20 protein-coding genes and 2 pseudogenes are annotated in these 22138 nt (G+C 69.9%); 8 read left to right on the top strand and 14 right to left on the bottom strand.

The window, feature by feature from the left end; all coding sequences use genetic code 11:
• Positions 1-42 precede the first annotated feature (42 nt).
• From ACFYTE_RS29995 to ACFYTE_RS29980, 4 genes are all read right to left on the bottom strand, one after another.
• A complete protein-coding gene (locus ACFYTE_RS29995) occupies positions 43-1299 on the bottom strand; it encodes a glycosyl hydrolase (RefSeq protein WP_388717065.1) in 1257 nt (418 codons plus the stop codon).
• Between the two features lie 149 nt (positions 1300-1448).
• On the bottom strand, positions 1449-2333 hold the full coding sequence (locus tag ACFYTE_RS29990) for a carbohydrate ABC transporter permease (protein WP_388717062.1): 885 nt from the start codon (positions 2331-2333) through the stop codon (positions 1449-1451).
• Complete coding sequence (locus tag ACFYTE_RS29985) at positions 2330-3247, bottom strand: carbohydrate ABC transporter permease (RefSeq protein WP_388717059.1); 918 nt, start codon at positions 3245-3247, stop codon at positions 2330-2332. Before ACFYTE_RS29985 ends, ACFYTE_RS29990 begins: the two co-directional genes overlap by 4 nt.
• 6 nt (positions 3248-3253) lie before the next feature.
• Entirely contained in the window at positions 3254-4549 is a 1296-nt protein-coding gene (locus ACFYTE_RS29980; RefSeq protein WP_388717056.1) for an ABC transporter substrate-binding protein, read from the bottom strand.
• Between the two features lie 234 nt (positions 4550-4783).
• Here ACFYTE_RS29980 and ACFYTE_RS29975 point away from each other — a divergent pair, with 234 nt between their 5' ends.
• The 3 genes from ACFYTE_RS29975 (at position 4784) to ACFYTE_RS29965 (ending at position 7722) form a co-directional block, all read left to right on the top strand.
• A complete protein-coding gene (locus ACFYTE_RS29975) occupies positions 4784-5827 on the top strand; it encodes a LacI family DNA-binding transcriptional regulator (protein ID WP_388717053.1) in 1044 nt (347 codons plus the stop codon).
• Between the two features lie 210 nt (positions 5828-6037).
• On the top strand, positions 6038-6904 hold the full coding sequence (locus ACFYTE_RS29970; protein WP_388717050.1) for a hypothetical protein: 867 nt from the start codon (positions 6038-6040) through the stop codon (positions 6902-6904).
• 32 nt (positions 6905-6936) lie between these two features.
• Positions 6937-7722 (top strand): SDR family oxidoreductase, encoded by a 786-nt coding sequence (locus ACFYTE_RS29965; RefSeq protein WP_388717047.1) that lies wholly within the window; start codon positions 6937-6939, stop codon positions 7720-7722.
• Positions 7723-7752: 30 nt separating this feature from the next.
• On the opposite strand, the gene ACFYTE_RS29960 is transcribed toward ACFYTE_RS29965, so the two are convergent.
• Positions 7753-8157 (bottom strand): ABC transporter permease, encoded by a 405-nt coding sequence (locus tag ACFYTE_RS29960; protein ID WP_388717044.1) that lies wholly within the window; start codon positions 8155-8157, stop codon positions 7753-7755.
• Between the two features lie 252 nt (positions 8158-8409).
• Positions 8410-8655, bottom strand: a pseudogene (locus ACFYTE_RS29955) (transposase); the annotation flags it as partial.
• Between the two features lie 7 nt (positions 8656-8662).
• Here ACFYTE_RS29955 and ACFYTE_RS29950 point away from each other — a divergent pair.
• Positions 8663-9124, top strand: a complete 462-nt coding sequence (locus ACFYTE_RS29950; protein WP_388717041.1) for a hypothetical protein — start codon at positions 8663-8665, stop codon at positions 9122-9124.
• An 86-nt stretch (positions 9125-9210) separates the two neighbouring features.
• Complete coding sequence (locus ACFYTE_RS29945) at positions 9211-11361, top strand: MMPL family transporter (RefSeq protein ID WP_388717038.1); 2151 nt, start codon at positions 9211-9213, stop codon at positions 11359-11361.
• A gap of 203 nt (positions 11362-11564) precedes the next feature.
• On the opposite strand, the gene ACFYTE_RS29940 is transcribed toward ACFYTE_RS29945, so the two are convergent.
• From ACFYTE_RS29940 to ACFYTE_RS29910, 7 genes and pseudogenes are all read right to left on the bottom strand, one after another.
• Positions 11565-13016 carry an ATP-binding protein gene (locus ACFYTE_RS29940; RefSeq protein WP_388717035.1) on the bottom strand — a complete coding sequence of 484 codons (1452 nt, stop codon included), beginning with the start codon at positions 13014-13016 and terminating at the stop codon, positions 11565-11567.
• Complete coding sequence (locus tag ACFYTE_RS29935) at positions 13013-13705, bottom strand: response regulator transcription factor (protein WP_388717032.1); 693 nt, start codon at positions 13703-13705, stop codon at positions 13013-13015. The genes ACFYTE_RS29940 and ACFYTE_RS29935 overlap by 4 nt, the downstream gene beginning before the upstream one ends.
• A 607-nt stretch (positions 13706-14312) precedes the next feature.
• Positions 14313-14828: a hypothetical protein gene (locus ACFYTE_RS29930; protein ID WP_388717029.1), complete on the bottom strand. Its 516-nt coding sequence runs from the start codon at positions 14826-14828 to the stop codon at positions 14313-14315.
• Between the two features lie 62 nt (positions 14829-14890).
• Positions 14891-15277, bottom strand: a pseudogene (locus tag ACFYTE_RS29925) (ATP-binding cassette domain-containing protein); the annotation flags it as partial.
• A gap of 50 nt (positions 15278-15327) precedes the next feature.
• A complete protein-coding gene (locus ACFYTE_RS29920; protein WP_388717026.1) occupies positions 15328-15783 on the bottom strand; it encodes a MarR family winged helix-turn-helix transcriptional regulator in 456 nt (151 codons plus the stop codon).
• 124 nt (positions 15784-15907) lie between these two features.
• The gene (locus ACFYTE_RS29915; RefSeq protein ID WP_388717023.1) at positions 15908-16267 is read right to left on the bottom strand and encodes a DUF6204 family protein; all 360 of its coding nucleotides are present in this window, start codon (positions 16265-16267) and stop codon (positions 15908-15910) included.
• A 353-nt stretch (positions 16268-16620) separates the two neighbouring features.
• Positions 16621-17178, bottom strand: coding sequence for a DUF3291 domain-containing protein (locus ACFYTE_RS29910; protein WP_388717020.1), 558 nt, complete (start codon positions 17176-17178; stop codon positions 16621-16623).
• Between the two features lie 306 nt (positions 17179-17484).
• On the opposite strand from ACFYTE_RS29910, the gene ACFYTE_RS29905 reads away from it, so the two are divergent.
• The 3 genes from ACFYTE_RS29905 to ACFYTE_RS29895 all read left to right on the top strand — a co-directional run bounded on the left by ACFYTE_RS29905 (position 17485) and on the right by ACFYTE_RS29895 (position 20986).
• A complete protein-coding gene (locus ACFYTE_RS29905; protein ID WP_388717017.1) occupies positions 17485-17811 on the top strand; it encodes a helix-turn-helix domain-containing protein in 327 nt (108 codons plus the stop codon).
• Positions 17812-18648: 837 nt separating this feature from the next.
• Positions 18649-19689: a cupin domain-containing protein gene (locus ACFYTE_RS29900; RefSeq protein WP_388717014.1), complete on the top strand. Its 1041-nt coding sequence runs from the start codon at positions 18649-18651 to the stop codon at positions 19687-19689.
• Between the two features lie 73 nt (positions 19690-19762).
• Positions 19763-20986 carry an Nramp family divalent metal transporter gene (locus ACFYTE_RS29895; RefSeq protein ID WP_388717011.1) on the top strand — a complete coding sequence of 408 codons (1224 nt, stop codon included), beginning with the start codon at positions 19763-19765 and terminating at the stop codon, positions 20984-20986.
• A 196-nt stretch (positions 20987-21182) separates the two neighbouring features.
• On the opposite strand, the gene ACFYTE_RS29890 is transcribed toward ACFYTE_RS29895, so the two are convergent.
• Positions 21183-22064, bottom strand: a complete 882-nt coding sequence (locus ACFYTE_RS29890; RefSeq protein WP_388717008.1) for an SDR family oxidoreductase — start codon at positions 22062-22064, stop codon at positions 21183-21185.
• Positions 22065-22138: the final 74 nt, after the last annotated feature.

Here is a 22138-nt window from a genome sequence, read left to right as displayed (position 1 = left end):
TCAGCGGGTGGTTACCAGGGTGGACGGTGGGCCCCGGCCGTGTCACTCCCGGCCGTCCGCGCCCGGTGCGCGCAGCACCTGCTCGGCCGTGACCACCTCGGTGATGCCACGGGAGCGCAGATGGCCGGCGTCCTCGGCGCGTACGTCGAGTACGGCCGCGGGCCGGGCGCCGTCGGCGGTCAGCCGGAAGAAGGCGTCGTACACCGCGCCGCCCGGGGCCAGCGCGGAGCGGCGGGCGGGATCGGCGGGGACGGCCAGCGCGGTGGTGCGCGGGGCCGGGGCGTATGTGCTGTCGCGGGCGGCGCTGGCCAGCGCATGCGCCAGGTCCTTGGGCCTGCGGTCGTTGGTCATCAGGCCAAGGCCGTACTCCAGCTCGGGGAAGTCGGCCAGGTCGCGGGAGACGTCGTGGGAGCACCACCAGGTCACGCCCCACAGGTCGGGGCAGTCCAGGACGTTCGCGACGGTCGCCTCGGTGAAGGCGGCCGCGTGCTCGGCCGGGATCAGCGGTGCGGGCGCCCCGACCTCCTGCAGCCACACCGGCCGATGTGCCGCGCCGGCCCAGGCCTTGCTCAGCTCGACCAGATACGCGGCGTGGTGCTCGGTGGGCACCGAGGTACGGCCGTGCCGCTGGGCGGTGCCGTTGAACACCCAGGAGTGCACGGCGGTGATCTCGCCCAGGCGGGCCGCCTGGGCCGGGGTGAAGGGCTGGTCGTGCTGGTACCAGGTGGCGTCGTACTCGGCGTGCAGGTGCAGCCGGCCGGGGGCGCCCTCCTCGCAGGCGGCGAGCATGCGCTCCAGCCAGGCGTCGATCTGCTCCGGTGTGGCCCGGTCGGGGTCGGGGTGCGGATCGGCGGAGAACTGGTTGACCTCGTTGCCGACGGTCATGCCGATGAAGTTGGGCCGGTCGGCGAGGGCGGCGGCGAGGGTGCGCAGATAGGCGGCCTGGCCGCCGACGACGTCCGGGTCGGTGAAGAGGTTGCGGCGGTGCCAGGTGCGGGTCCAGGCGGGCAGGAAGTCGAAGCTGCTCAGGTGTCCCTGTAGTCCGTCGACGTTGACGTCGAGGCCGCGGTCCGCCGCCGCGTCGGCGAGGGCGACGAGCTGCTCGACGGCGCGCGGGCGGATCAGGGTGCGGTTGGGCTGGAAGTAGGGCCACAGCGGGAACACCCGGATGTGGTCGAGGCCGAGCGCGGCGATCGAGTCGAGGTCGGCGCGCACGGAGTCCAGGTCGAAGTCGAGCCAGTGGTGGAACCATCCCTCGCTGGGCGTGTAGTTGACGCCGAAGCGCACGGATGAAGGCATGCGGGAGTCCTAGGTGATGCGGGCGTGTGAGGGGTGCGGTGGGTGTGGGGGATGCGGTCTGTGAGGGGTGCGGGGGTGTGGGGGTGTGCGGGCAGGTGTGCGGGGCGGGCCGGGGGCGTGCGGGCAGGTGTGCGGGGGCGGACCGGGGTTCAGCCCTTGACGGCGCCCTCCCCGACCCCGCGGAAGAAGTAGCGCTGGAGGCAGGCGAAGAGCACGATCAGCGGTGCCACGGCGATCACGGTGCCGGCGGCGACCAGCCGTTGGTCGTTGGCGAAGGTGCCGTGCAGGTAGTTGAGGCCGACGGTCAGCGTGAACTTGGAGGAGTCGCTGAGCACGATGAGCGGCCACAGGAAGTCGTCCCAGGCGCCCATGAAGGCGAAGATCGCCACGACCGCGAGGGTGCCCTTCACCGACGGCAGCGCGATCCGCAGGAACCGCTGCCAGACGTTGGCGCCGTCGACGTACGCCGCCTCCTCCACCTCGTGGGGCAGGCTGAGGAAGGCGTTGCGCATGAGCAGGACGTTCAACGAGCTGATCGACGCGGGCAGGAGCACACCGATCAGCGTGTTGTTCAGCCCGAGCGAGCGCATGGTAGTGAACTGGGCGATGATGATGCTCTCCGCCGGCACCAGCATGGCCAGGATGAACACCAGCGTGGCGGCGCCGCGGCCCCGGTAGCGCAGCCTGGCCAGGGCATAGCCGGCCAGGGCCGAGCCCACGCAGTTGGTGACGACGTTGCCGGCGGCCACCTTCAGCGAGTTCAGCGCGTAGTCCCACACCGGGACGATGTCGGCGACCCGGCCGTAGTTGCGCAGCGTGGGGTGCTCGGGCAGGAAGGACGGCGGGGAGGAGTAGATGTCGTCCGCCGGGCCCTTCAGCGAGGTGGACAGCTGCCACAGGAACGGGCCGACCGTCAGGGCCAGCACGGCGAGCAACAGCCCGTAGCGCAGGAGGAGTTCCCATGCGCGCAGGCGCCGGCCGTGCTCGTCGGTGCGCCACGAGGCGCGGCGGGGGGTACGGGTCTTCTCACTCATGCTCGTGCCTCGTCCTTCCGGTCGGCGCGCAGAACCAGCAGCATCAGGACGACGGTGACGACGAAGACCACCACCGAGATCGCCGAGGAGTAGCCGACCCGGCCGGACAGGCCGGTGCCGGTGCGCTGGACGAGCATCACCAAGGTGGTGTCCTCGCCGGCCGGGCCGCCGTTCGGGCCCGCCATCAGGTACACCTCGGAGAACACCTTGAACGCCGAGACCGACGCCAGGGCGGCGACCAGGACCATGGTGGAGCGTACGGCGGGGACCGTGACCGACAGGAAGCGGCGCACCGCCCCCGCGCCGTCCACCGCGGCGGCCTCGTGCAGCTCGCGCGGCACGTTCGCGAGCGCCGCCAGATAAATGATCATGTAGTAGCCGAGACCCTTCCACACCGTCACGGCCATGGCGCTGAGCAGCAGCAGCCACTGGTCGCTGAGGAAGCCGACCGGCCCCGCGCCGATCATGTCCAGCAGCGAGTTGATCAGTCCGCGCTCGTCCAGCAGCCACACCCAGATCAGTCCGACGACGACGATCGAGGCGACGACGGGGGTGTAGAAGGCGGAGCGGAAGAACGCGATGCCGGGGATGTTCTTCTGCACCAGCAGGGCGAGCAGCAGCGGCAGGACCACCAGCGCCGGCACCACCCCGAGCACATACAGGGTGCTGTTGCGCAGGGCGATCCAGAACATGTCGTCGTGCAGCAGCTCGCGGTAGTTGGCGAGGCCGACGAACCGGCCCGGGATGAGGGTGCGGCGGTCGGTGAAGGAGTTCACCACCGTCGACACGAACGGGTACAGCACCAGCGCGCCCGTGATCAGGAGCCCGGGAGCGGCGAACAGCCATGGACTGGTGGGCAGTTGGCGCCGTACCCGGGAGCGTGCGGTGCGCGGCGCGGACGGTGACTCGGCCATGTTGGATCAGCCCTGCTGGAGAAGCCGGTCACACGCCTTGACAGCGTTGTCGAGCGCTGCCTCGGGGCTCTGCTTGCCCTGCAGGGCCTTGGCGACCTCGTTGCGCAGCGCGGTCTTCATCTGCTCGCTGAACAGCACCGGTGTGTAGTTCACCGCCGTCTTCAGGGACTTGGCGGCGGCGACCCGGACCCGGGTCTCGTCGGTGCCGTCCTCCTTGGTGAAGTACGGGTCGTCGAGGGAGCCCGCGGTGCTCGGGAAGATGGCGACCTTCTTCGCGAACGACATCTGGTTCTCGGCATTCGTGATGAAGTGCGCGAAGGCCACCGCGGCGGGCTTCCGCTGGGACTGCGAGTTCACCAGCAGGCCCATGACGTACATGTTGGCGTGGCCGGTGCTGGTGATCTGGTCGGTGATGCCGATGTTCTTGTACAGGCTCGGGGCCTGGGTCTTGAAGTTCTTCAGGTCCAGCGCGCTGCCCGGGTTCATGGCGACCGCCCCGGTGAGGAACTTCTGGCCGGCCGACTCCGGGGTGGCGGTCAGGGCCTGCGAGTCCAGCGCCTTGGCGTCGTACAACTCCTTGTACTTGGTGAGCAGTTCCACACCCTTGGCGTCGTTGAAGGCGAAGGCGGTGCCCTGCTTGTTCATCAGCTCCACGCCGTAGCGGCCGAAGTCCTCGATGGTGGGCACGTTGGCGAGGGTGGCGACCTTGCCGCCGGACTTCTTCGCGATCTCCAGGCCGTCCTCGAACAGTTCGTCGTACGTCTTCGGCGGCTGGTCGGGGTCGAGCCCGGCATCCTTGAACAGGGCCTTGTTGTAGAACAGCGGCCCGGTGTTGAGGTACCAGGGGAAGGCGTAGGTGCCCGACAGGCCGGGGGTCTCGGTGCCGGCCCACGCGCCGGGCAGGTACTCGCTCTTGAACTTCGCCGCCGCCTTGTCCTTGTCCAGGTCGAGGGCGAGGCCGGCCTTGGCGAGCGGGGCGGCGAGGTCGGGGGAGACGTTGACGACATCGGGCAGGGTGCCGGCGGCGGCGTCCGCGCTGATCTTGTCCGCGTAGCCCTCGGCGGGCTGGTCGATCCACTTCACATGGGTGCCGGGGTACTTCTTCTCGAAGTCGGCGATCAGGCCCTCGAAGTAGGACTTGAAGTTGGCGCGCAGGTTCCAGGTCTGGAAGGAGATGTCTCCTTCGATCTTGCCCGAGCCGCCGCCGGACGAACTGCCGCCGTTTCCTGAGCCGCAGGCGGTCAGCGGCAGCAGGGCCGCGGTGACGGCAGCGGTGGCGAGGACTCTGCGGGATATGCGCACGGCTGGGTCTCCTTCACACGACGGGCTACGGCGACGATGCCGGCCACGGGGTACAGCCGGAGACCTTGCATCGTCCCGACCGGAAAAGTCAATGGATTCCTGTCGTGAAATGTGCACCACTTCACGAACATGCAGGTCAGATGGGTGTGACAGGCATCTTGCCAGCGATCACTAATGCGCTTTAGAGTGGGCTGACTCAAGCGCATTAGTGTCGAGGCGGATGGGAAGTCAGTGGTGGCAGGCAAGCGTTCGCCGGCACGCCGGCCGACGATGAAGGACATTGCGCGGCGCGCCGGGGTCTCCGAGAGCGCGGTCTCCTTCGCCCTCAACGACCGGCCGGGGGTCTCGGAGGTCACCCGCGCCCGGGTCCGCCGGGTGGCCGAGCAGCTGGGCTGGCGGCCGAGCACCGCCGCCCGTCAGCTGTCCGGGGAGGGCGCCGCCACGGTCGGCTTCGTGCTGGCCCGTCCCGCGCACACCCTCGGCGTCGACTCGTTCTTCCTGCAACTGGTCGCCGGAATCCAGGAGGTGCTGGCCGAGCGGCACCTGGGACTGCTCTTCCAGGTGGTCGAGGACATCGTCGACGAATGCGGTGTCTACCGCGCCTGGTGGGCGGAGCACCGGGTGGACGGCGTCCTGATGGTGGACCCCCGCACCGACGATCCACGGCCCGGACTGCTGGCCGAACTCGGCCTGCCCGCCGTGGTGATCGGCGGAGGCCCCGACGAGCCGTCCTCCGGGCTGTCGGCGGTGTGGGCCGACGACGCCGGCGCGATGGCCGCGATCGTGGACACCCTGCACACACTCGGCCACCGCCGGATCGCGCACATCGCCGGACTGCCCCATCTCGCCCACACCCAGCGGCGGGTGCGCAGCCTGCGGGCCGAGACCGAACGCCGGGGACTGACCGAGGTCCGCTCGCTGACCACGGACTACTCGGACGCCGAGGGCGCGGCCGTCACCCGGCGGGTGCTGGCCGCCGCCACCCCGCCCACGGCGCTGATCTACGACAACGACGTGATGGCGGTGGCCGGTATCGCCGCCGCGGCCGAACTGGGCTTCGCCGTGCCGCGGGATCTGTCGGTGGTGGCCTGGGAGGACTCCGCGCTGTGCCGGATGGTCACACCGTGGCTGTCCGCGCTGTCCCGGGACAGCATGGCGTTCGGGCGCACCGCCGCCCGTGAACTGCTCGCCCTGCTGGACGGCTCGGCGCCGCGCACCGTACAGGTGCCGCTGCCCGAACTGATCACCCGCGACAGCACCGCCACCCCGCTGCGCTGACGCCGACCACCCACCAAAGCAGCGCCCGGATCTTCGTCGTCCGGGGCGCTGCTCCGGTGACTTTTACAGGTGCTGACACTCGGTGGCCTGCGCAAGCCGGCCAGGTCGAACCGCGGCCGAACCGGAGCCCCGGCCTGTTTGACTCTGACGCGGCTGGAACCTGGAGGATCGTGCCGAATCCGTCACGTCGACCCCTCGGAGGCATCCGGCATGCTGCGCGGCAAGGGCATCCACTACGACACCGGCACCTTTCCCAACGGCGATTCCTCACGCCCCGTCTTCGACTCGCGGGACGCCGAACGGGACATGCGGGTCATCGCGAAGGACCTGCACTGCACCGCGGTCCGTATCACGGGCGGAGACCCGGACCGGATCGAGACCACGGCGCGGTATGCGGCGCAGGAGGGGCTGGAGGTATGGTTCTCGCCGTTCCCCTGCGAGCTGACGAACGCCGAGATGCTGCCCCTGTTCGCGGACTGTGCCGAGCGCGCGGAGCGGTTGCGCCGTGACGGTGCCGAGGCCGTCCTCGTCGCGGGTTGTGAGCTGAGCCTGTTCGCCCGCGGATACCTGCCCGGCGACACCTTCGAGGAGCGCGTCCCGGCCCTGGCGGGCCCCGGCCGCGAAGCCGCGCTCCAGGGCGTCCCCGCCAAGGTCAACGCCTTCCTGGGTGAGGTCGTCGACACCGTACGGCCCCTGTTCGCCGGTCGCGTGAGCTACGCCTCCTGCCCCCTGGACGATGTGGACTGGACCCCGTTCGACGTGGTGGGCCTGGACGCCTTCCGTGGCCTGCGCAACGCCGCCACCTACCGCGACGAGCAAGTCCGTTACCTCGATGACCTCATGACCGTCTTCGAGGAGGAGGGCGTCGACTCCGTCTTCTGGTTCAGCTTCGCCGGTTTCGCCACTCCCCACCGCCCCTCGGGACCGGACGAGGACCTCGCCTCCTACGGCATCGTCAAGATCCTCGACGAGCACAGCGGCCACCCCGCCGATACGCGCACCTACCCCGGCATGCCCTGGGAACCGAAGGAGGCGTTCTTCGCACTCGCCAACCGCTATGGCCGGCTCACCAAATGACGGAGCGTCAACTCTGAGGAGATGGTGATGACATGAGCGATCTGGTCGGCAGGACGGCTCTTGTGACCGGAGCATCGCGCGGCATCGGGCAGGCGATCGCCGTCCGACTGGCGGCGAGGGGAGCCGTGGTCCTTGTGCATTTCGGCACGGACGAGGACGGTGCGACAGCGACGGTCGACGAGATCGAGAGTGCCGGGGGCACCGCGCTCACCGTCCGGGCAGAGCTGGGCGTGGACGACGATATCGAGACGCTTTTCGCAGGAGTCGAGGAAGGTCTGGCCGGGCGGCCCCTCGACATCCTCGTCAACAACGCCGCGGCGGCGCCCGCCGGCCCGCTCGGAGTGACGACGCGCAGCGAGTTCGACCACCTCTTCGCGGTGAACGTGCGAGCGCCCTATTTCATCATCCAGCGGGCGTTGCCCCTGTTCCGCGACGGTGGCCGCATCGTCACCATCTCGTCGGTGGCGACCCGGATGGCCAACCCCGCTCAGACGTCCTTCGCCATGACCAAGGGCGCGATCGAGACGATGAGCATGACGTTGGCCAACGAACTCGGGGCCCGGGGAATCACGGTGAACGCGGTTGCTCCCGGCGCCACTCGGACGGCGGCCAACGGATCGTTCTTCGAAGCGTCGGGCCTGACCGAACTCATCGCCGCGACGACGGCGCTGGGCCGGCTGGGCGGGCCCGACGACGTCGCCGACGTGGTCGCGTTCCTCGCCTCCGACGCGGCGGGCTGGATCACCGGGCAGGTCATCGACGCGAGCGGCGGGCTGTTCCTCGGACCGCGCGCCCGCGGTTCGGGGATCTCCGGATGACGGTGGCCCGGTCCGACGCCGGATCGATCGTCAGGTCTGTACCCGACGGGCGAAGCGGCGCAGGGCGAGGTGCCCCAGAGCGGCGGTGCCGAGGGTGAGGGCGGTGAGGTAGGCCCAGGTGGGCATGTGACGGGTGGAGGGTGTGAGGTTGGCGCGCAGGCCCTCGCTCATGTAGACGAGCGGGTTGGCGAGGGTCAGGACCTGGACCCAGCGGATCGGGTGCAGAGCGGTCCACGGGTAGGAGACGCAGCCCAGCATGGTGGCCGCGGCCAGGAACAGGCCGAGCAGCGCCCCGAAGGCGGAGGCGTCGATCGCGGTGCCGAGCAGCAGTCCGAGTGCGGAGGCGAGCAGCGCGCTGAGTATCAGCGTGGCCAAGAGCAGGGGCCAGTTGCCGATGTGGGCTCTGGGCGTCAACTCGTGGGACTGACGGGTCACTCAACCTGCGATGGCACGCGCTCAAGGTCCGGTGGCGCAGGACAACCGTTCCACTCGTCGGCGCGTACACCGAGGCCCGGCGCTCCAACAGAGACGTCATGCCAAGTGCCGTTGTGGAGGCTGCCGTTCGCCTGCCAGGCGGGCGATACGTCCCCCACCGTGATCGTGTGTCTGCACCGCCTGCGCCCCCGCCGCCGACAGGGCCTCCGCCTCCGAACCGATGGCAACGGGCGCGGGCGCGATGGGCCGACCGGCACGCTCTGCCAGCCTCGGGTGGACCCGGTCCCACGCCTTGGCTTCGGCCTTGCCGTAGTTGGTGGTGTCGGTGACGGTGGTGATCGCCGCCTCGGGCCAGGTCTCGGGGTCGGCGAAGCGGAACTCCTTGCCGTGCTTCGGCGGTCGCCCGCCCTGGGGACAGACCAGGGCGTACTCCTTGATCGAGGGCTTCGGCAGCCGCACCACCCGGTCGCTGCGGATCCGCCCCACCAGCCCGACAGGAGCCCTGATGCGACCCGGCCCGCAGACGAGGGCGCTGTGGGAGATGTTCTCCGACCTGATGGACCTCGACGACGCCCACCGGTACGTCGCCGACCCGCTCGCCGGCATGGACGCCCGGTACGACCTGGGCGACGACCACCGGTTCGTCGGCACCCTGTGCCCGGACATGAAGTTGACGCCGGAGCGGCCCGACCCGGACGTCGTCACCGCGGTGAACCGGTCGGCGGACCTGCTGCGTGAGGGGCGTGGGCCCCTGCTCGACCTCGTCGACCGCGCGGAGGCCCGCGACGCCGCGTCCGCGTGCAGCGGACGGGTCAACACCGCCACCGCCCGCACGGGCCGGGTGGACGTCGACGCGTTGCTCATTCGGCCCGACGGCTGTGTCGCCTGGGCCTTGCCGACCGGGCAGGACCTCGACGCCACCACGCTGGTGCGTGCGTTGGGCACATGGTTCGGCCAACCGGCCTGAGCGCCGTATTAACAGTCGTCTCAGGTTCGCTCAGTACGAAGTAGGCATCCAGATAAGCGATGCAACCCGTATGTAGGAGGCTAGTGATGGCAGTCAACGCAGCGCCGTCGGGGGAAGCCCCGGCCGGTCGGTTGGCAGGCCGGTGGGTGCCGTGGTTGGTGATTGGCTTGTGGTTGGTGCTGGTGGCGGGCATGGTGCCGCTGAGTGGAAAGTTGAGCTCGGTCACCACCGACAGCGCCGTGGACACCCTGCCGGCCAGTGCCGAGTCCACCAAGGTGGCGGTGCTGGACGACAGTCTCCCCGGCGGTGACAACAACACGTTCGTCTTCGTGTACCACCGCGCCGGCGGCATGACCGACGCCGACCGCGCGACGGTCGAGCGCCACTACAACACCCTTGCCAAGCGGTACCCGCCGAAGGCGCCGGCGGCGGCCGACGAGGACGACGAGGGCTCACCGACGAGTCCCTCCACCGACCGCAAGGCGATGATGTTCACCCTAGATGTGAGCACGGCCTACGGCGCGCCGGAGGACATCGTCGGCCCGTTGCGTGACGCCGCGAAGGACCGCCCCGCCGGCCTGGAACTCGACGTGACCGGCCCGGGCGCGATCGACGGCGACATGGACGCCGTCTTCGACGGCATCGACGTGCAGGTCCTCCTCACCACCATCGTCGTCGTCACGCTCCTGCTCATCCTCACCTACCGCAGCCCGGTGTTGTGGATCATCCCGCTGCTGGCCGTGGGCGCGGCCGCACTTACCGCGATGGGGACCGTCTACCTGCTCGTCAAGGGCTTCGGCATCGTGGTCAACGACCAGAACTCGGCGCTGCTGACGATCCTGGTATTCGGCGTCGGCACGGACTACGCGCTGTTGCTCATCGCTCGATATCGGGAGGCACTGCACCACCATGAGAACGTCCGGGTCGCGATGGTCCACGCGCTACGCGGCGCGGCGCCGGCCATCGTCGCGTCCGCGGCCACCGTGGTCGCCGGCCTGCTCTGCCTGCTTGTCGCGGACCTGAACAGCACCAGCGGGTTGGGCCCGATCGGTGCGGCCGGCATCCTGTGCGCGCTGGTGGCCATGCTGACGCTGTTCCCGGCGGTGCTCGTGGTGCTCGGCAGGCGGATCTTCTGGCCGGCCATCCCGCGGTTCAGCACGGCCGTGGAGGAGAAGCCGGGGCTGTGGGGACGGCTCGGCGCCGCCATCAGCCGCCGCCGGTGGGTGGCGACGCTCGGCTCGCTCGGAGTCCTCGGCGTGCTCGCCCTCGGGCTGGCGGGCAACACGGGCGCCCTGCGGGAGCAGGACCAGTTCCTGTCCGCGCCGGAGTCGGTCACCGGCTTCACCGTTCTCCGCCAGCACTTCCCGGAGCTCGGCGGCCAGCCGATGACGGTCTTCACGCGGCCGGCGCACCAGGAGCGGGTGCTCGACATCGTCAAGGACACTCGCGGGGTGGCCCTGGCCATCCCGGAGCAGGCCAGCGGTGGCTGGGCCAACATCTCCGTGTTCCCGAAGGACGCGCCGGACACCGCCGCGGAGTACGACACGATCAAGCGGGTGCGCACCGCCGTGCACGCGGTGCGCGGGGCGGAGGCGATCGTCGGCGGGCCGAGTGCGGAGAACCTCGACACCGAGGTGACCACCAGCCGCGACGAGAAGCTGGTGATCCCGCTGGTGCTCGCCGTCGTCCTGATCGTCCTCGGGCTGCTGCTGCGCGCGATCCTGGCCCCGCTGGTCCTGATGGCCACCGTGATCGTCTCATTCGCCGCGGCCTTCGGCGGCAGCGTGTTCGTCTTCGACACGATCCTCGGGTTCGAGGGTGTCGACTATTCGGTGCCGCTGCTGGCATTCCTGTTCCTGGTGGCGCTCGGCGTCGACTACAACATCTTCCTGGCCAGCCGGGCCCGGGAGGAGACCGTGCGTCTCGGCACCAGAGAGGGCATGCTCAAAGCCCTCTCGGCCACCGGTGGCGTCATCACCTCGGCAGGCCTGGTCCTGGCGGCCACGTTCGCGGTCCTCGCGTCACTTCCGCTGGTGATGCTGATCGAGGTCGGGTTCCTGGTCGCCTTCGGCGTGCTGCTCGACGCCCTGCTGGTGCGGTCGGTCCTGGTACCCGCTCTCACTTTGCTGATCGGCCGGCGGATCTGGTGGCCGAGCCGGCTGTCCCGTCCAGCGGCAAAGCTGCCGGACGGTCAACAGCCGCTCGCCGACGACGAGGAGCCCGCGCTGCAACGGTGAGCACGGCGGCACGGACGAGATCCGGAACGGGCCCCAGGCCCGTCCCGGATTTTTTCATGGGCCCGACGGCCGCCGCCCTTTGGTCCTGCGCCACACGCCGGGGCTGGGGCCGGCGCATCGCGGTGTCCTGCCTCGACGGTGAGCCGCGCGGGGCCATGCCCGAGGGCCGCCGTCCCTTGTCCTGCGCCGCGCCGCCGGGCGGGTCAGCACGCCGCGGTGTCCTCCCCGGCGGTGAGCCGCGCGATCGGGGCGGGCGGGGCCGCGGCCGGAAGGTCGACCCGAAGCAGCGCGCCACCGCGTGCGGAGCGGGCGACGCCGGCCCGGCCGCCGTGGGCGTCGACGACCCGCCGCACGATCGACAGCCCCAGACCGGATCCCGGCAACGCCCGGGCGCTTTCGGCACGGTAGAACCGGTCGAACACCCGCGGTACGTCGGCGGCGTCGATGCCCGGCCCGGCGTCGTCGACCTCAAGCACCACCGACGCGCCCTCGGCACGGAGCCGGACCTGGACCGGCTGGTCCGCGGGGGACCACTTGCCGGCGTTGTCAATGAGGTTGAGCACCGCCCGCTCAAGCGCAGCGGGACGCCCGCTCACCCACACGGAGGTCACGTCGAGCGCGACCTCGATGTCGGGCGCGCGGGAACATGCCCGGGTCGCGGCGGCCGCCACCACGTCGGCGAGGTCGAGCAGCTCGGTGTTCTCGTCGCTGACGTCACCGCGCGCCAGGTCGGTCAGCTCGGCGACAAGGGTGCTCAACTCGGCCACCTGGGCGCCGAGATCGTTGAGCAGCCGGGTCCGGCTCGCCGCCGGCAGTGCGCTGTCCAGGGTGCCGCGCCGATCGAGCCGGATCAGCAGCTCGACGTTGAGGCGCAGGCTGGTGAGCGGGGTCTTGAGCTCGTGGGCGGCGTCCTCGGCGAGCAGTCGCTGGGCCCGCCGGGAGTCCCGGAGCGCGGCGAGCATGTCGTTGATCGACTGGATCAGCCGCCGGATCTCCCCGCCGCCCTCATCCGGGATGTCGGCGTCGAGATCCCGGGTGTGCGCGACACGTACCGCGGCGGCGGTCAGCCGGTCGATCGGTGCCAGCCCGGTCCGCGCCACGGTCCGCCCGACAAGGGTGCCGCCGACCACGCAGAGCAGCCCGATCAGCAGCATGCCGAACCCGAACTGGTTGATCGGGCTGTCGTCGGCGACCTGGGCCACCTGGACCGCGCCGTCGCCCGCCCGCAGCGTGTAGATGCGGTAGCCGTCCTCGTCGCTGTCGTTCGACTCCATCAGGTCGGCCGACGCGCCCTGCGCCACCCGCTCGGCGTGCTCGCCGACCGGGGGCAGCGCGGGTTGGCCGGCCGGCGTCCGGGTCGAGCCGTCGGGCAGGATGACCCGCACCAGCCGACCGGATCCCGGATACGGCGGTAGCTGGACCTGCGCCAGACCGGCGCGCTGCGCGTTCGTCGCCAGGACGCGGGAGTCGGCGCGCAGCTGATTCTTGGCGCTGTCCTGCAGCTCCCAGCCCAGTAGTTCGCTGGCCACCTGGAAGGCCACGAACACGCTGACCGCGATGGCCGTCGCCGCGATCACCGTCAGCCTGGCCCGCAGGGACCGCCGGCGCCACCATCGGGTCAGCCGGCGCGGTTCCCGGCCGGCGGGCCTGCTCACGGAGGAGTCTCCCGCAGCACGTAACCCAGGCCGCGCAGCGTGTAGATCAATCGCGGCTCACCCTCGGCCTCCATCTTGCGGCGCAGGTAGCTCACGTACACCTGGAGGTTGTTGGCGGTGGCGCTCATGTCGAAACCCCAGATCGCCTCGAACAGCGCGTCGCGGGTCAAGACCCGGGTCGCGTTGCTCATGAGGACCTGCAGGAGGGAGAACTCGGTTTGGGTCAGGCGCAGCGGCCGCCCGCCACGCCACGCCTCGAACCTGTCGGGATCGAGCCGGACGTCGGCGAACGACAGGATCTGCGACTCCCCGTCGGTCGGCGTGCGCCGGCGCAGCAGGGCCCGCACCCGGGCCAGCAGCTCCTCGGTGGCGAACGGCTTGGGCAGGTAGTCGTCGGCGCCCGCGTCCAGCCCCGTGACCCGGTCGGAGACCTGGTCACGGGCGGTCAGCATCAGCACCGGCAGATCCCGACCCGCGGCCCGCAACCGCCGGCAGGTCTCCAGCCCGCCGAGGCGGGGCATCATCACGTCGAGGATCAGCAGATCCAGCGTGTCGCCGTCGGCCCCACCGACCCCGTCGAGCACGGCGAAACCGTTGGCGACGGTGCTGGTGTCGTAACCCTCGACCTGGAGCACCCGCTCCAGCGACTCACGGATGGCCGCTTCATCATCCGCGATCATGATCCGCACGCCGGCCCGCCCCCTTCCAGTCGATGTTTTTGCCGCTCATTGTCCCCGATCAACCTGAGGCCAGGATTAGAGCGTCGCTGGGGACCGCGCTCTTACGGATACCTGAGAAATGGAACCTACCGTCGGCTCATGAGCAAGGCAGGTCCCGATGACCGGCATCGCACCCGGCAACCAGACAAGCTGACGGCCGCTGTGCTCACCGGCGACGACGGCGCCGTGGCCACGCTGAAGCGCTGCGTCGGCTGAGGGCTATGTCCGCCGGGGCTTCCCGCGGCCCTATCCGGCTACGTGATTCGGCTGAGGCGCCGCCGGGCTCGGCCGATGAACAGCTGTGTGTTGCGGCGCCGGGTTTGTAGCAGCTACTGCTCGCGGCTCCGCGTCCGGTGGCACGAGACCCCGGCCTTGCCATGGCAGGCGGCCGGGGTCTTGCGGTGCACTTCGTTGACCAGCCGGTTCAACGAGGGCTGGACGGCTGACGTCACGCTGTACCCTCGACAGGCCTAGGCGCCAGTGACGAGTGCGCTGATGATATTGGGACCGTCTTCCGGCCTCGCGTAAAAGAAGAGCTGCTCGCCCGGCGGCATCTGGAAGCGGTCGGGTGATCCGTTCAGCCGATGGTGAAGCGCTGGTTCTGGGCGTTTCGGTCGCAGCGGGCAGTGCGGTAGTAGCCGTTGTCCTGTTGGTAGAGGCAGCGGCCCGTGCCGACGCTTTGGAGCATGATGGCGCTGCGGGCGGCGGGCTGGACGGTGCGCCACTTCTGGTATGAGCCGCCGTTACAGCGCAGGGGGTAGACGTCGCCCCGGTCATTGCTGTCGAGGCAGCGGCCCCAGAAGTTGTTCTTAAGAGTGGTGCTGGTGTTGAGGCGGCCGGTCCACTGCCACAGGAGGCTGCCGCGTCCGGTGGTGCAGCGGTCGCCCTTGAGGCCGGTTTCGGAGGTCTCGCGCAGGCAGTCACCGTAGCGGTAGTTCGCGAAGCGGCTGGTGGTGGTGGCAGCCGAGGCGGGTGTGGGGGTGAGGAGGGGAAGGGCGAGGCCGGCTGCGGCGATGAGGGCGGCGAAGGCTTTCCGGGTGCCGATGTAGAGGCCGAACCCGTACACAGGGGGCCTAGGATCCAGTAGTCGCATACGAGTTCCTGCGGCCTGACGTCCAGGAATCCTGGAACCCGCGCGCCTTCGGCGGCGGGCATGCCGAAATAGCGGCCGCGGAAGGCGAGGTTGTCCGCCACGGTGAGCGCGCGGTCCAGGGTGTTGGCCTGGGAGACCACACCGATGCGGGACCTCACGCCGACCGGGTCGGCACTCACCTCGCGCCCGGCGACCCATGCCTTTCCGGCGCTGGGCGCGACCAGGGTGGTGAGCATGCCGATGGTGGTGGACTTGCCGGCGCCGTTGGTGCCGAGCAGGCCGAAGAACTCGCCCTGGCGGATCGTCAGGTCCAGGCCGTGCACGGCGACCAGGCCGTCCTGCGCGCGCGGACAGACCTTGCGCAGGCCCTCCGTGCGGATGGCCGCCGGGGCGTGGGCCGTGCTCGCGGTCGGGGCGGCCGGCGGCACGGGGACAGGGGTGGGATTCATGGGAGTGCTCCAGAGCGCGGATGGGGCATCCGGCGCAAGACGTACGGGAGTTACGGGGCGGGGGTGTGCCCGGGGAGGCCGGTGCCGCCGAGGCGGGTCATTAGGGCGGACAACCGGCCGATGTCCTCCTTGCTCCACGGCGGCGCGGCGAAGATCTCGGCGGCGATCTGCTCGGCCGTGGCGAGCATGTCCGTCAGGCGGGCGCGGCCGGTGTCGGTCAGTGCCGCGTAGGCCACCCGGCCGTCACGGGCGTCCGTCTCGCGCGTCACCAGTCCGATCCGCTCCAGCGGCGCCAGTCCCCGGGTCACCCCGGAGGCCGTCAGCCCCAGCGATTCGGCCAGGTCCACCCGGCGCATCCGGCCGCCGGGCGCCTGCCCCAGACGCAACAGCGTCGTGAAGTCGGCCAGGCTCACACCGTGCAGTCCTCCCAGGCTCGCGTCGAACCGCTTCACCAGGGCCGTCTGGGCCCTCACAAGACGAAGCGACGCGTCCAGCGCATCACTCATTGCCACCTCCTTGACTACTCAAGCATAATAGGTGCTTGAGTAGTCAAGGATTTATTTGTTGATGGCCGTGCGGAGCCCGAGGAGAAGCGCTCGACGCCGCGGCGAGGAGGGTGCGGCCGAAGGATCAGACGTTCTTCTGGGCCGCGGCGCGGCGCTGCCGTTTGCCCAGTGGCGCCTGGGAAAGGTCCTCGGCCTGGGACCGCAGGTTCTTGTAGCCGTAGCCGCGCTCGGTCAGCCACGCCTTCGCCGCCTCTTCGGCGCGTTCGGACGCCTCCAGGATGTCCTCCTCTTCCTCCCCGGAATCCAGGAACCGGAAGGTGAAGGCGGAGCGCGCCGCCAGGTCGTAACTGAGGTGCCCCTCGGGCGTGAAGGCCGCGCGCAGGACGTCGTGCTCGGCGGCGCGGGCAAGGAGTTCGGCCCGCTGCTCGGCGGTGAGTCCGTCGAAGACACCGCGGACCGTGATCCGGAACGTACGAGTACTCATCCCGCGACCCTAACCAGCGAGATCTGCGGACTCCACCGTGTTTTTGGCGCAAACGACGCGGCACCGGGGCGGGGACGCGCCCGCAGCCGTGGGTGACCCTGTGCGGCAGCGGGCCATCGGTTCCACCCACCGCTCCTTGCGCGCGACGTACGCGACGAGCCAGGCGGTCCGCATGCCCGCATCCGCGACGCCGCACTCGCACCGCCGGCAACCGCTGCGCGAGCCGGGGCTGACTGTGGAGCCTGTGTTGTGTGGGGTGCGGGGTCAGATACCGGGGTCGGTGATGCAGCGGCCGCAGGTGCGGTCGAGGGCGTATTCGGGGGCGCCGGCGAAGCCGAGTTCAGGCTTCCTTGTCAGCGAACCTGGTCGCTCTTCGGCCCGATGCCTTTGATCCTGGTCGGAGTTCCCTCCGGGGCGAACGCGTGGTGAAAGGTGAAGGCGTGCGGCGCGGAGCCGTGGTCGTGGAGGTGTTCCAGCCTGGAAACCCCGTCCTGCCAGGTGGGTATCACGCCGTCGGAGACCCACCAGATCACGTAATTCGGGTGCCCTGTCCTCTCGAACCAGTCGTAACGCCTGTTCAGCGCCGCACGGTGCAGACCGGTGTAGACGGCGTCGAAGGCGGGGCGCAGGTCGGTCCAGAGTGAGAGGGTCGCGGCCAGGGCGGTGGTTTCCAGCGTACGGCCCTTGCCGTACCAGGTCGGTACGGCGAACTCTCCCCATGCACCCCAGTCCGCCTCGAAGAGCATGCCCCGCTCACCGTCTGCCGCTTCAGCACGAGCGAGGTACCCGGGGTGCTGACTGATCTTCCGGTAGACGGCCTCACCACTGTCGTAGAACTCGCGCGTGAGAGGTGCGGGATCGGCGAGAGGTGACTTCAGGACGCCGAATGTGTACAGCGCAAGATGGGGCATGCGTCTCTCCCTGGTTGGGGGTGCCTGGTGTGGACCCGATTCGGTGGCTTACGCATGGGGGCGAGGATCCGTGGGGCGTGACCAACTCATCCCGTCGCGGGTGGCTCAGCCTGAAGGAACTCCTGAGCGACCCTGGGCGATCGCCGAAGACCAGGTGAAGGTAGCTGCCTCTGCGGGCCATGTCGAAGTTGCGTTTTCCCTGTCCAAGTGGCCTCTTGCACCGGTCATTGCGCAGGCTGGGGCGGTGACGGGCGGGGCAGGCTGCGGGGTACCAGTGATCGACTTCGGCCGATCGGTTCGCCCGCCATGCCCGTCCGCACCCCCTGTCCGACAGTCCCGAGTGCCGCCGAACGCGGGCGGTTGAAGAAGATGGCCTACGGCCACAAGACCGAGCGCCGGCTGCGGGTGCGTGCACAGGTGGTGCTGCCCGCCGCGCACGGACACTCCAACGCATGCATCGCCCGGGAGACGGGGCTGTATTTGGACACCGTGCGCCGCTGGCGTGGCCGGTTCTGCCCAGGCGGGCCCGCCCGGGCTCGAAGACCGTCAACGCTGCGGCCGTACCTCCTCATTCACACCGCTACAGGCCGCCGAGGTCACGTCGCCGGCCTGCCCGCAGCCTGCCGAGAGTGAAGTACCGCTCTCACGCCGGTCGTGCCCGGAACCGGCCCGCGAGGCCGCCCGGCGGGGCATCGCCCCGTTCATGCCGGCGTCGACCGTGCGTCGCCGGCCGGCCCAGGACCCGCTCAAGCCCTGGCAGCACCGCTGCCGTTATGCCGGCGGGTACCGGCATAACACCCTGGCCATGCTTGCTCACACCTACCTCGCGGTCATGGCGACCGACGCGGCGGCAAAGGGGGAATGCAGAAACGCTTCCGGCGCCCTGGCGCCGCTCACCGTGGCAGAAGTCCACCGACTCCTGGCGCCTCGCCTCGCCCCGAACCATCGAGCAGGCCGGTCGCTTCGCGTGCACATGCTGAGCTGGTCCGGGCGGGGGAGCGGCCGGCGCCATGGCGTCGGGCGGCCGGTCGCCGGCCCGATCCGCCGTGGCCTCCGGCCACTCTGGCGTCGCAGACATCGGGTCGTCGCCCGCCGCTGCCACTACCGGCGACGACTCCACTCCTTGGAGGGGCACTCTGGCAAGACCGACCCTGACACACCGCCAGCCAACTACACTCCGGCCGATGGCTCTGACCAGGCCAGATAGCGAAACGCCGCTGGAGTACCAGTCAGCCCTCCCGCGGAGCGGGGGAACCTCAGGGTTCCGGCAGTCATGGCTCAGCCACTGACTGCGCACCGGCTCGCCGGGAACGGCTGGCTCCCGCTCGCCTCCACCGCAGTCGGCGTCACGTCCTACCGCCGTTCCGTGTCATCCGGACGCCTTCCACGACTGTCTGCCGTCCCTGGCCCGTGCGAAGGTCGGTTCAGATCTCGCGGGTTTTTCTTCTGGCAGGACGAGTGAGGAGAGCAATGTCGAAAGCCTCGCCATATTGGGTGTCGCTCACCGCCGCCGAAGCGGCGTTTCAGAGCGACCTCGGCAGTGTCCAGGTCGTCGATGGGCAGAGCCTGCCCATCCTCAGCCGACTCTCCATCAAGCGTGTGGTTCTTGGGCCCGGGGCGATTCGGGAACCGCAGTGGAATGTCAACGCGAACCAGTTGGCTTACGTGGTCAGGGGCGAGGTGCTGGTCTCCTTGCTGGCGAATGGAGGGCAGTTCGCCTCCTTCGTGGTGGGCGAAGGACAGATGTATCACGTGGAGTCCGGTGCGGTTTACCACATCGAGAACCTGGGCTCCGCGGAAGCCGAAATCATCATCGCTCTGCGAAACGAGCGGCCCCAGCATTTCTCCCTGCGCGACAGCCTGGCGGCCATGACCAATCCGGTACTCGGCAACACCTACGATCTGCCCAGTACCGCGTTCGCCGCTTTCGAGCGGCCCCCCGCGGAGCAGATCTTCGCCCGTCGGGGCAGCATCACGGTCGATCCCACTCAGAAACTACCGAACGCCCGCCTCTTCGACATCGCAGGTCAGCACGCCCCTCTGTCGTACGCCTACGGTTCGGCGAGCCTGGCGCGCAAACAGTTCTGGGCAGCTCTCGACGACATCTCGATGTATTCCCTGCGGATCAAGGAAGACGGGATGCGGGCGCCCCACTGGCATCCGGTCACCGCAGAAATGGGCTACGTCGCCAAGGGACGAGCCCGCATGCGCGTACTGGCACCGGACGTCACCCTCGGCGAGTACGAACTGGGGCCGGGCGATGTGTACTTCGTGCCACGCGCCTACCCGCACCATATCGAGGTCCTGGACGACGAGGGCTTCCACTTCCTCATCTTCTTCGACCAGCCCATGCCCGGTGATGTCGGCTACCGGGCGACCGCGACGGCGTTCTCCCGTGAGGTGCTTGCCGGCACCTTCGGCATCCCGGAGCGGGAACTGCCTCAGTTCCCCTTCACACCGCAGGACCCTCTCATCGTCGCCAGACACAACCCCATCGGGGCCACCGAATGACACCTGTGACGGGCCGACTCGCCGTGTCCCGGCCCGGGCGCCGAACCCGATGCGGGCACCAGGGCCGACGCGGATGACCATCGTCAAGGCTCCTTCCGCACAGCGTCTCGGCGCCCGGGCCGCGGTTCCCGCCTTCCGGCGCATCGGTCCGGCCTTCGTGGCCGCCGTCGCCTACGTCGACCCAGGGAACGTCGTCACCAATGTGACCGCAGGCGCCGGCCATGGCACAACCCTGCTCTGGGTCGTCGTGCTGGCGACGCTGGTGGCCGGGCCGGTGCAGTACCTTGCCGCGAAACTCGGTGCGACCACGGGGAAGAGCCTGCCTGAGCTGATCGCCGACCGGTGCGGCCGACCGGTTCGACTGGCCTACTGGTCCCAGGCCGAAGCCGTGTCCATCGCTACCGACCTCGCCGAAGTACTCGGAGCCGCGATCGCACTCCACCTGCTCTTCGACATCCCCCTGTCCCTGGGCGGACTGATCGCCGCCGCCGCGGGCGCCGTCCTGCTGGCCGCAGGCGACCGCTTCGGACAGCGCTTCCTCCAGAATGTCGCAGTCGTCTCCCTCGCCCTCATCGCGGGCGCCTTCATCTTCTGCCTGCTCGCCCGTCCGCCCGCTCTCGATGAGCTGGGCACGGGACTGATTCCCTCGCTGGAAGGCGACGGTGCCCTGATCCTTGCCGCGGGCATCGTCGGAGCCACGATCATGCCGCATGCGGTGCACATTCACAGCGCACTCGCCCGGGACCACCGACGGCTGTCCGCTCACCGGACCGACGTGGCTCTGGCGATGCTCGTCGCCGGAACGACCAATGCCGTCATGCTCCTCGTCGGTGCCGGAGCCCTGCGCGGATCCACCGGCGACGACTTCGGCGCCTTCGCCACCGACATGGCCGCCCGCATCGGCTCCGCCGCCCACATGGCATTCCTTGTCGCGCTCCTCGTCAGCGGCGTGACATCCACGGTGGTGGGGACTCAAGCGGGCGCTGTCGTGACCAGCGGACTCATCCACCGCAGTGTCCCGCTCTGGGCACGGCGCTGCACCACCGTCCTTCCCGCCGTCGTGCTGCTCGCCCTCGGCGTCTCCCCGGTTACCCTGCTCCTCACCAGCCAGGTCGTCCTGGCCATCGGACTTCCCCTGGTTCTTGTCCCCCTGATCGCCGCCACGTCCGCTCCACGCTTCATGGGCACAGCCGTGAACACCCGCCCGCTGGCGATCATCATGGCCGCGGCGACAACAGCGGTGATCTGCCTGGACGTGTCGCTTCTCGTGCAGTTCTTGCTCAGCGCCGTGAACTGAACCGTCCACGCGCGCCGTCCGACGGCACATGACTGCTCTGACCTGTTCGCCGGCGGCCGGCAGTCCGTCGGTCATGTGCCGGGCCACGTTTCCGCGAGCGCCGAAGACGACTGCCACCATGGCGGGACCTCCTGTTGGGTGTGGACGCGATGGTGCGGGTGTCCGCAGCGGGCCTGCCTGGTCTTCCCCCGGCTGGTCAGGGCCGGATGTTCGCCAGGTCCTCCAGAAGGCCGGGATGCTTCGGCTGCCAGCCGAGCGCCTGCCGGGTGTGAGTGCTGGAGGCGGGCTGGTCGTGCGCGAAGATCGGGCCGAGGGGGCCGTAGGTCTCCGCCGGCACCGACTCGACCGGCAGGCCGAGCCGCCGGCCGATGACCGCGGCGATGTCCCGCACCCGGTCTCCCTCGTCGGCCACGGCGTGCCAGGAGGTGCCGGGTTCCGCCTGCTCCAGGGCGAGCCGGAAGAGGACTGCCGCGTCGAGCGCGTGCACGGCCGGCCAGCGCTGTGTGCCGTCGCCCGGGTAGCCGGACACTCCGGTCCGGCGTGCGATGTCGGTCAGCAGACCGGCGAACCCGCCCGTGCCCTGGTTGTGCACCGTGCGCGGCATGCGTACGGCCGTGCTGCGGACCCCGCGCGAGGCCAGGCCCAGGACTGCTGTGACCGCGCGACCGCGGCCACCGACCGGCCCGTCGGTCGGCAGCGGGTCGGCCTCGGTGGAGACGCGGCCCGGCACCCAAGGCGTACCCGAGACGGTGACGAAGGGGCGGTCGCTGTCGACCAGTTCCTCGCCGAGGGTCGCGAGGGCGGCGCTTTCCTCGGCGACCGCCTTTGCGAGGGCGTCGGGGCTGCTGAAGTCGTTGCCGAATGCGAGGTGGATCACCCCGTCGGCCTGGGCGACGCCGGCGCGAAGGGCGTCGAGGTCGGCGAGGGCTCCCCTGAACGGCTCGGCGCCGGCCGCCTCGGCGGCCAGCGCCGACGCGTCGGAACGTACGAGCGCGAGGACGGTGTGGCCGTTGCCGAGCAGTTCGGCGACGACGGCGGACCCGATCAGACCGGTGCCGCCGGTGACAAAAACGCGCATGGAAAACACCCCTATGAGTGATGGGACTCTGGTCCCATCACTCTAGCGCAGGGATGGGACAAGAGTCCCATCAC

The sequence above is a fragment of the Streptomyces sp. NPDC004629 genome, from assembly GCF_042873595.1.
Taxonomy (GTDB): domain Bacteria; phylum Actinomycetota; class Actinomycetes; order Streptomycetales; family Streptomycetaceae; genus Streptomyces.
The sequence above is the reverse complement of the archived record's forward strand: the minus strand, read 5'-3'. Positions and strand labels throughout refer to the sequence as shown.

Excerpts from the sequence above, each read along its gene's own strand:
- ACFYTE_RS29995 (WP_388717065.1), bottom strand. The coding sequence starts at position 1,299 with ATGCCTTCATCCGTGCGCTTCGGCGTCAACTACACGCCCAGCGAGGGA.
- ACFYTE_RS29990 (WP_388717062.1), bottom strand. The coding sequence starts at position 2,333 with ATGAGTGAGAAGACCCGTACCCCCCGCCGCGCCTCGTGGCGCACCGAC.
- ACFYTE_RS29985 (WP_388717059.1), bottom strand. The coding sequence starts at position 3,247 with ATGGCCGAGTCACCGTCCGCGCCGCGCACCGCACGCTCCCGGGTACGG.
- ACFYTE_RS29970 (WP_388717050.1), top strand. The coding sequence starts at position 6,038 with ATGCTGCGCGGCAAGGGCATCCACTACGACACCGGCACCTTTCCCAAC.
- ACFYTE_RS29965 (WP_388717047.1), top strand. The coding sequence starts at position 6,937 with ATGAGCGATCTGGTCGGCAGGACGGCTCTTGTGACCGGAGCATCGCGC.
- ACFYTE_RS29950 (WP_388717041.1), top strand. The coding sequence starts at position 8,663 with ATGCGACCCGGCCCGCAGACGAGGGCGCTGTGGGAGATGTTCTCCGAC.
- ACFYTE_RS29945 (WP_388717038.1), top strand. The coding sequence starts at position 9,211 with ATGGCAGTCAACGCAGCGCCGTCGGGGGAAGCCCCGGCCGGTCGGTTG.
- ACFYTE_RS29930 (WP_388717029.1), bottom strand. The coding sequence starts at position 14,828 with ATGCGACTACTGGATCCTAGGCCCCCTGTGTACGGGTTCGGCCTCTAC.
- ACFYTE_RS29920 (WP_388717026.1), bottom strand. The coding sequence starts at position 15,783 with ATGAGTGATGCGCTGGACGCGTCGCTTCGTCTTGTGAGGGCCCAGACG.
- ACFYTE_RS29915 (WP_388717023.1), bottom strand. The coding sequence starts at position 16,267 with ATGAGTACTCGTACGTTCCGGATCACGGTCCGCGGTGTCTTCGACGGA.
- ACFYTE_RS29910 (WP_388717020.1), bottom strand. The coding sequence starts at position 17,178 with ATGCCCCATCTTGCGCTGTACACATTCGGCGTCCTGAAGTCACCTCTC.
- ACFYTE_RS29905 (WP_388717017.1), top strand. The coding sequence starts at position 17,485 with ATGCCCGTCCGCACCCCCTGTCCGACAGTCCCGAGTGCCGCCGAACGC.
- ACFYTE_RS29900 (WP_388717014.1), top strand. The coding sequence starts at position 18,649 with ATGTCGAAAGCCTCGCCATATTGGGTGTCGCTCACCGCCGCCGAAGCG.
- ACFYTE_RS29895 (WP_388717011.1), top strand. The coding sequence starts at position 19,763 with ATGACCATCGTCAAGGCTCCTTCCGCACAGCGTCTCGGCGCCCGGGCC.
- ACFYTE_RS29890 (WP_388717008.1), bottom strand. The coding sequence starts at position 22,064 with ATGCGCGTTTTTGTCACCGGCGGCACCGGTCTGATCGGGTCCGCCGTC.